Source organism: Pseudomonas sp. 5Ae-yellow (genome assembly GCF_014077575.1).
In the GTDB taxonomy this organism is placed as follows: Bacteria; Pseudomonadota; Gammaproteobacteria; order Pseudomonadales; family Pseudomonadaceae; genus Halopseudomonas; species Halopseudomonas neustonica.
In genome coordinates this window covers 1-8,597 of the sequence record NZ_JACGWE010000072.1, presented here as the reverse complement: position 1 = coordinate 8,597, position 8,597 = coordinate 1, and the positions used below count along the sequence as shown (strand labels likewise).

8 protein-coding genes and 1 pseudogene are annotated in these 8,597 nt (G+C 52.0%); 7 read left to right on the top strand and 2 right to left on the bottom strand.

Features of this window, described 5'->3' with window-relative positions; translation table 11 throughout:
• Window positions 1–127: 127 nt before the first annotated feature.
• Window positions 128–403: pseudogene (locus H4J77_RS18855) on the bottom strand (OprD family outer membrane porin); the annotation flags it as partial.
• Window positions 404–714: 311 nt separating this feature from the next.
• Here H4J77_RS18855 and H4J77_RS18850 point away from each other — a divergent pair.
• From H4J77_RS18850 to H4J77_RS18825, 6 genes are all read left to right on the top strand, one after another.
• On the top strand, window positions 715–1,242 hold the full coding sequence (locus tag H4J77_RS18850; protein ID WP_123891447.1) for a plastocyanin/azurin family copper-binding protein: 528 nt from the start codon (window positions 715–717) through the stop codon (window positions 1,240–1,242).
• A gap of 45 nt (window positions 1,243–1,287) precedes the next feature.
• Window positions 1,288–3,201: a copper resistance system multicopper oxidase gene (locus H4J77_RS18845; protein ID WP_123891448.1), complete on the top strand. Its 1,914-nt coding sequence runs from the start codon at window positions 1,288–1,290 to the stop codon at window positions 3,199–3,201.
• Window positions 3,198–3,947: a copper resistance protein B gene (locus tag H4J77_RS18840; protein WP_123891449.1), complete on the top strand. Its 750-nt coding sequence runs from the start codon at window positions 3,198–3,200 to the stop codon at window positions 3,945–3,947. The genes H4J77_RS18845 and H4J77_RS18840 overlap by 4 nt, the downstream gene beginning before the upstream one ends.
• A gap of 108 nt (window positions 3,948–4,055) precedes the next feature.
• Window positions 4,056–5,408, top strand: a complete 1,353-nt coding sequence (locus H4J77_RS18835; RefSeq protein WP_182249961.1) for an APC family permease — start codon at window positions 4,056–4,058, stop codon at window positions 5,406–5,408.
• A gap of 30 nt (window positions 5,409–5,438) precedes the next feature.
• Complete coding sequence (locus H4J77_RS18830; protein WP_123891451.1) at window positions 5,439–5,666, top strand: hypothetical protein; 228 nt, start codon at window positions 5,439–5,441, stop codon at window positions 5,664–5,666.
• Entirely contained in the window at window positions 5,659–7,995 is a 2,337-nt protein-coding gene (locus tag H4J77_RS18825) for a heavy metal translocating P-type ATPase (protein ID WP_123891452.1), read from the top strand. The genes H4J77_RS18830 and H4J77_RS18825 overlap by 8 nt, the downstream gene beginning before the upstream one ends.
• Window positions 7,996–8,053: 58 nt before the next feature.
• Here the strand turns inward: H4J77_RS18825 and H4J77_RS18820 are convergent, their stop codons facing one another.
• The gene (locus H4J77_RS18820) at window positions 8,054–8,386 is read right to left on the bottom strand and encodes an ATP-binding protein (protein ID WP_310735014.1); all 333 of its coding nucleotides are present in this window, start codon (window positions 8,384–8,386) and stop codon (window positions 8,054–8,056) included.
• A gap of 24 nt (window positions 8,387–8,410) precedes the next feature.
• On the opposite strand from H4J77_RS18820, the gene H4J77_RS20035 reads away from it, so the two are divergent.
• Window positions 8,411–8,597: hypothetical protein (locus tag H4J77_RS20035; RefSeq protein ID WP_259364931.1), on the top strand; the 187-nt coding region annotated here is incomplete at its 3' end.

The following is an 8,597-nucleotide window of genomic DNA, read 5'->3' as shown; positions in this document are numbered from 1 at the left end:
GGAGCGTAGGCTCAATCCTTGGCCTTGCATCAGCATCAAGGCGACCCGTTCGTCAGTGGTTAAATGCGTATAGGTTCTCATGGCAACACTCTATCTCAGTTGTTGCACTTGGTCCTTGAGACCACCGTCCCAGCATGGCAAACGCGTCAATACCAAAACCAACGGTTCCACGAGTGAATCCGGATTGAAACTCCCCAATCACAGCATGAGCCCACTCTTCTGAATATCCATTGGCTAACGGGGTGGACTGGCCGTTCCGAGAATCACGATTGAAATAGAAATTGCGGTTAGTGATATTCAGACTACTGCCTTCGACGAAACCATCTGCTTGGTCAGCAGCAGCCACACCACCCGAGCCCATGCCTAAGGCGAGAATGGAAAAGAGGAGTTTTCCCTTGTTCATAAATTGTTCCTTGCATTTATTTTCACGCGTTCTTATAAAATCATTATACCTGGCGAAAATAACATTAAGCTGACAGCAACATTACATAAATGTAATAAACAGTATTTTCCTTGATTACATCCTTTAAAATCGCTTTATCGTTGTCTTGGCTTTTCTGAAATACCTAAAACATTACAAATTTGTAAACTTTGGCTCAGGCTATGGTAAGACACCTTCAGTATGATGGCGTACTTAAGCGAAGAATAGACTCTACTCATCGCTATCAACAGAGCACTACACCTTTTATGAATCGTGATACTGGAGAGCAATCCATGAAATTGATTAAACCTTTAATCGCCGCATTGGCAATGTTTGTATCTGTTACCGCATTGGGGGCCGGAGCCCATGGCGACGGTCATGCATCCAAGAGCGGTGAAGCTGGAAAGCCGTCCGAGGCAAGTCGGACTATCACCGTTGCAATGTACGATAACTATTACGAACCAGAATCGATCGCGGTAAAGTCAGGTGAAACCGTGCGCTTTGTCGTGGAAAACAAAGGCAACTTGGTTCACGAGTTTAATATCGGCACACCAGCCATGCATGAAGGTCACCAAAAAGAAATGGTGAAAATGGTTGAGCACGGCGTGATTCAAGGCGGCAAACTTAATCGCGGGATGATGAGCATGGACATGGGCGACGGCCAATCCATGAAGCACGATGACCCCAACAGCATTCTGCTCGAACCCGGCGAAAGCAAAGAATTGGTCTGGAAGTTTAGTGACAAAGCCGACATCGAATTCGCGTGCAATGTACCTGGCCATTACCAATCGGGGATGTATGGCAATGTCAATTTCAACTGATTAGCGCACGTACAGGGCACATCCTGAATTTTGGAGCTTTATGCTATGAAATTACGTTTTTTAGCCAGTGCATTTGGTCTAATGATGCCGGCAATCGTGTTTGCAGGCGAGTACAACCTTACCGTTGATCGAATACAGATCGATACCGGCGACTTCGTCAAAGAAGGCATTGGTTACAACGGTGCATCACCGGGGCCGGTGTTGCGTTTCAAGGAAGGCGAAGAAGTCTCGATTAACGTTACCAATAATTTGGACGAGATGACGTCCATTCATTGGCACGGACTGATTCTTCCATTCAAGCAGGATGGTGTACCAGGCATCAGCTTTACAGGCATCAAGCCAGGTGAAACCTTCACCTATAACTTCCCTATTATTCAATCGGGAACCTACTGGTTTCATAGCCACTCTGGCTTCCAGGAACCCGATGGCGCGTTTGGAGCTATTGTCATCGAACCTGAGGGTCGTGAACCATACCGATATGATCGTGACTACGTTGTTCAATTAACAGATAAGCACCCACATTCCGGGGATCGCATCATGCGCAATCTCAAAATGATGGCAGACTATTACAATCGCCAGCAGTTGACCGTTGGAGATTTTGCCGAAGATGCGAGCGAAAAAGGTTTTCTGGCCACCCTCAAGGATCGAATGATGTGGGGTGACATGCGTATGATGAAAGTCGATGTGGAGGATGTGCAAGGCTTTACCGGCATGATCAATGGGAAAGGCCCTGATCAAAACTGGACAGGCCTGTTTGAGCCGGGCGAACGAATTCGTTTGCGGTTTATCAACTCATCAGCCATGACCTACTTTGATGTGCGGATTCCCGGACTTGAAATGACCGTTGTACAGGCGGACGGTAACAATGTGCAGCCAGTCACCGTAGATGAGTTCCGCATTGGTGTAGCGGAAACTTATGACGTTCTCGTGCGACCAAAAACCGCTGAAGCATACACGATTTTTGCCGAATCTATGGGCCGATCAGGCTTTGCTCGTGCAACGCTTGCGACGAAAGAAGGTCTTGAAGCGCCTGTTCCTTCGCTACGTGAGCCACCGCTTTTAACCATGGCAGACATGGGCGAAATGGAGGGCATGGCAGGCATGGATCACGGGAGTATGGCTGGGATGGATCAACCCGATATGGAGGGTATGGATCACTCCAAGATGGCTGGCATGAACCAATCCGACATGGAAGGTATGGACCACTCCAAGATGGCTGGCATGAGCCAATCCGGCATGGAAGGTATGGACCACTCCAAGATGGCTGGCATGAAGCAATCCGGCATGGAAGGTATGGACCACTCCAAGATGGCTGGAATGAACCAATCCGGCATGGAAGGTATGGACCACTCCAAGATGGCTGGCATGAAGCAATCCGGCATGGAAGGTATGGATCACTCCAAGATGGCTATGGATGACGGGAGTGTCAGCGATCCTTTCTATGCAAAAGGTAGTGGACTACTCCCAGTAGCGGCCAATGGCGGCAAATTCCTGTCTTATGCCGATTTGAAAGCTCAGAAACCACTCTTTGAGGAACGTGAGGCCACCCGGGAAATTGAACTGCGTCTTACCGGGAACATGGAGCGCTATATCTGGAGCATTAACGGCGTCAAATATGAAGATGCCGATCCCATTCGGCTGCAATATGGCGAAAGAGTACGCTTCAAGTTCGTCAACGAAACAATGATGACTCACCCGATGCACCTGCATGGCATGTGGTCCATTCTGGATGTGGGCGCTGGTCAGTTGAACCCTGTCAAGCACACGGTCAGCGTACAGCCGGGCACCACGGTCTATATGGAAACCGAAGTGGATGCACCTGGACAGTGGGCCTTCCATTGCCACCTGTCATACCACGCAGCAACGGGAATGTTCCGCAAGATTATTGTCGAAGGTGGCCCTGAGACTCCAGCGGCAGCCGTGAGCGAGCAATCGGTCAAAGTGGGAGGTGGGGCATGAGTTTTTTAAAGTCTTTAGCTGTGACCACTCTAGCCGGGCTGGTGATGATGCCCTCGCTGAGTTTTGCTCAAGAGCGCAGACAGGACACAACTCCACGCAAGGAGTCCCTGAAGATATGGGGCGCTCAGCTCGAAGAGCTTGAATACCGCTACAGCGATGACGGCGAAGAGTTGGCTACCTGGAATGGGGATTTTTTCTACGGTACAGATGAACTGAAATTTCGCTGGCTCACAAGCGGCGAGTACGCCATCGAAGAGCAGGCTTATGAAGGGCTTGAGAATCAGATAGTTGGCCAAGTGCCTATTTCTACTTTTTTCGATGCCAAAGCAGGAATTCGGTTCGACACCCCGGAAGGTCCAGACCGCACCTATGCTGTTCTGGGTATTGCCGGCCTGGCGCCTCAGTGGTTTGAGATTGATGCCAACTTCTACGTCAGCAAGGATGGAGACACCTCCACCGAACTCGATGCGGAATATGAGTTGCTATTGACAAACTACTGGATACTCACTGCTTCTTTAGATGCAACAATGGCGTTCAGCGAAGACAGGGAAATCGGAGTGGGCAAAGGCTTGGTATCCACTGAAACGGGATTGCGACTGAGCTACGACCTTATTGACCGTTCATTTTCGCCTTACGTTGGCGTCGTGCATGAACGCAAGTACGGCGACTCTGCTGACTTTGCCAGAGCCGATGGAGCTGGTACCGAACAATGGTTTGCTGTCATTGGCGCAAGACTTTCTTTCTAATCGATTCAACGGGCCTCGGGGAAGCGTCCCTGGGCTCGTTTTCCTCATTTGATTTGAGTTGTGACAAATGACGTAAGTAATGTCGGATTGTCTGTTACAGGAGGCTGTATGAGCACGGAGCGGGATAGGACCACGCGTTACAAAGAGGGCAGCCTGACATTGTCAGGTACGGTAATGCTGGGAACCGGTGTCATGATTGGCGCCGGTATTTTCGCGCTTACTGGACAGATGGCGGAGATGACAGGCGCGCTATTCCCGCTGGCTTTTCTGGCTGCGGCGGTGATTGTTTCGTTTAGCTCATATTCCTATGTCAAAATATCTAACGCCTATCCGTCCGCCGGCGGCATAGGTATGTACCTGTACAAAGCCTACGGTGACCATTTACCGACAGCTTTCAACGCCCTGCTAATGTATTTTTCGATGGTGATCGCCCAGAGCTTTCTTGCGCGCACCTTTGGCTCCTATACGATGCAGTTGTTTGGCGGCGATGACAGTGGACTTATGGTGCCGGTTCTCGGGGTATCACTCATTCTGGTGGCATTTCTGATCAACCTGCTGGGCAACCGTATGATTCAGGGCGTGGCGTCCTTGATCGGCGTGTTGAAGATCGGTGGCATTTTAATCATTGGATTGGTGGGTGTCTGGTTAGCCGATAGTCTTGCCGTCGACTTTTCCAGCACCGGAGAAGCCGGGGTTGCTGGCAACTTTCTGGGGGCAACAGCTTTGGGCATTCTGGCGTTCAAAGGTTTCACCACGATCGCTAACAGCGGATCCGAAGTGAAGGATCCTCATCGCAACGTTGGCCGCGCCATCGTGATTTCCATAGCCGCCTGCGTGGTGATCTACACGCTGGTAGGCTTTGCGGTCGCCAGCAACCTGTCACTCTCCGAGATCATTGACAGTCGGGATTATTCCTTAGCCGCAGCAGCACGCCCCGCCCTCGGTGAGTACGGTGTGTGGTTCACAGTCGCTATCGCCATGATGGCTACCGCAGGCGGCATACTCGCAAGCATATTTGCGGTGTCTCGCATGCTGGCTATGTTGACTGAAATGAATTTAGTACCGCATAGCCACTTCGGCATGCCGGGCAGCATTCAAAAGCACACACTCGTCTATACGGTGGTGCTGGGTCTGATTCTGACCGCTTTTTTTGATCTTTCTCGGATTGCGGCCCTCGGGATTATTTTCTACCTGTTTATGGATATCGCCCTTCATTGGGGGGTATTACGGTATTTACGTAAGGATGTGAAAGCGTCAATATGGGTACCGGGCACAGCGATCATTCTGGATCTGACGGCTTTGGGCGGCTTTGTCTGGGTCAAACTGAACTCTGACCCTTTCGTGATAGGCGTGGCCGTAGTCACCATGATTGTTATTGCGGTTGCAGCGCAATTATTCCTGACATCGTCAGCACGGAAAAAAACGGTGGACGATGAGAATACTCACGCAGACCACCATTGATATCTACGATTTGAAAAGGAGGTCAACACCATGATCAACGAGAGCATGTCAGGTAACACCATGTGGGCCGGGCATTGGCTGTGGATGGTAGTGATAGCCATCGTCGTCGTTGCGCCGGTCTGGCGAATATGCCGACGCACTGGATATCCGGGCTGGCTGGGACTGTTGATGCTGGTTCCTATGGTCAATCTGGTTTTGTTGTACTTTATCGCTTTTGCCGACTGGCCTGCGAATAAAGCAGGAGCAGGCAATGAGTGATCACCAGCACGATCATCATGATCATGAAAGCCGCGGCGAAAACGCTGTAAAAGACCCTGTTTGCGGCATGTCGGTCGATCCTCATACGGCAGAACATCGCAGCCAGCATGCAGGCAAGAGCTGGTATTTTTGCTCTTCCAGATGCCAGTCAAAGTTTGAAGACGATCCACAGAAGTACCTCGGCGAAAAGAGTGCCGAGGCAGAAACGGTAGCACCCGGCACCATGTACACCTGCCCGATGCACCCCGAGATCCGTCAGCAAGGCCCCGGTGATTGTCCCATCTGCGGCATGGGCCTGGAGCCTGAAGAAGTCAGTCTGAATGACGGGCCCTCCGCAGAACTCACTGATATGACACACCGATTCTGGATCGGTCTTGTTTTAACGCTTCCGGTATTTCTGCTTGAGATGGGCGGTCACCTGACGGGGCTTGATCACATCGTGTCGCCGCAAATATCCAACTGGATTCAGCTGCTACTGGCCACCCCAGTGGTCGTTTATTGCGGCTGGCCGTTCTTTGTTCGGGGATGGAAATCTGTTATCACCCGTAACCTGAATATGTTCACGCTGATTTCCATCGGTACCGGCGTTGCATTGTTGTATAGCCTGGTCGCAACATTGATGCCGCAGATTTTCCCCGGCGCCTTCCGCCAGGATGACGGATCGGTCGCGGTATATTTCGAGGCTGCTGCCGTCATTGTCGTGCTGGTGTTGCTCGGGCAGGTACTGGAACTGCGGGCCCGGGAGAAAACCTCCGGCGCCATCAAGGCTTTGCTGGATCTTGCCCCAGCAACCGCAAGGAAGCTGGGTGAAGAGGGCGAGGAGTCCGATGTGGCACTCGAGCAGGTAAAAGTCGGCGACCGCCTCCGAGTGCGCCCTGGCGACAAGGTGCCACTGGATGGTGAAGTCCTTGAAGGCAGCTCCAATGTGGATGAGTCCATGGTGACGGGAGAGCCTTTGGCAGTCAGCAAAAAAGCAGGCAGCCAAGTGGTCGGTGGCAGCATCAATCAGCAGGGCAGTTTCATTATGCGCGCCGACAAGGTAGGCCGCGATACGATGCTGTCCCAGATAGTGCAGATGGTGGCTAGCGCCCAGCGCAGTCGAGCGCCAATTCAAGGCCTGGCCGACAAAGTGGCTGGCTGGTTCGTGCCAGCGGTCATCGTCATCGCCGTCATTGCGTTTGTCGTCTGGTCAATATACGGACCTTCGCCGCCAATGGCTTTTGGGCTGATTGCTGCGGTGAGTGTATTGATTATTGCCTGCCCCTGCGCCCTTGGTTTGGCAACACCCATGTCGATCATGGTGGGTGTTGGCCGTGGCGCTCAGATTGGGGTGCTGATCCGTGACGCGGAAGCCCTCGAGCGCATGGAGAAAGTAGATACGGTCGTGGTGGATAAAACCGGCACACTGACCGAAGGCAAGCCGCAGGTGACCCAGCTGGTGACGGCAGACGGCTTCAGCGACGAAGATCTGATGCGCTACGCCGCTGGTCTTGAAAAAGGCAGTGAACATCCGCTGGCACATGCCATTCTCGAGAAAGCCAAGGCCATGGAGCTGAAGCTCTCCGATGCCGAGGATTTCGACTCCCCTAATGGTAAAGGAGTAACGGGCAAGATCGATGGCAAACGGGTCCTGCTCGGTAATCGGTTACTCATGGAGTCTGAGGATGTCGATACCTCCGCTTTTGACAAAGAAGCAGACGAGCTGCGCAAGGACGGAGCTACGGTCATTTTTGCCGCAGTGGACGGGAAGATCTGTGGAGTACTTGCGATCGCCGATCCGGTCAAGGAGACCACCGCAGCGGCTATTGCCGCGTTACAAAAGGAAGGCGTTCGCGTGGTCATGCTGACGGGCGACAATCGCACCTCCGCCGAGGCTGTAGCCCGCAAACTCCACATCGATGAGGTAGAAGCGGAAGTGCTGCCCGAAGACAAGGGCAAGATCGTCCAGCGTCTCAAGGATGAAGGGCGTATTGTGGCAATGGCTGGCGATGGTGTGAACGATGCACCCGCCCTGGCCACCGCAGACGTCGGTATCGCCATGGGCACCGGCACGGATGTGGCCATTGAAAGTTCAGGCATTACGCTGCTGCGTGGTGATCTGATGGGCATTGTTGAAGCGCGGAAATTGTCACGCGCTACGATGCGCAATATCCGCCAGAATCTGTTTTTCGCCTTCGTTTACAACGCTGCAGGAATACCGGTTGCGGCAGGACTTTTGTACCCATTTACCGGCATTCTGCTGTCGCCAATCATTGCGGCGGCGGCTATGTCGTTGTCTTCGGTCAGTGTGATTACTAATGCTTTGCGACTGAGGGTTATCAAGCTGTAAGCACGTAAACAAAGACCAGAGATGCCCCGTCAGTGGAACCTCGGAGAAAATTCATAACTCAGTTTTCCTTAGGTTCCACATTATCCAAAGACAACTCCAAGAAAAATCGGGGGACTCCCTGCACTGAAGAACACCAGGCTGTACCGCCATGGGCATTTGCAATCGAGAGGGTTATAGCCAAACCCAACCCAGCGCTGCCAGCACTTCCAGAACTGCCTTTAGTTCGAGACGGATCAGCTTGATAGAACCGATCAAATAAACGTTCTAGGTGTTCAGGTGCAATTGCCTCCCCCGGATTGGCTATCTCAATTCTTGCGAACTGCCCTAGTTTAGAAAGGCTGACCACTATCTGTTCATTATCTGACGTATAACGCAAGGCATTACTGATCACGTTAGAGATCGCCCTGCGTATCATTTGCTCATCGATATAGGCGTTAACTTTACCCGTTACGACAAACCTGATATCTCGTTCTTCCGTAAGCGATCCATAAACCTCACCTGGAACCGCCACGCCCACATCGCCATGCTGGCCTCCCTGATTCCTTCCGGAGGTTTAAATCATGATGCGGCCTGGCGCCAAGGTGAAGAAAGTTTATCTGTAT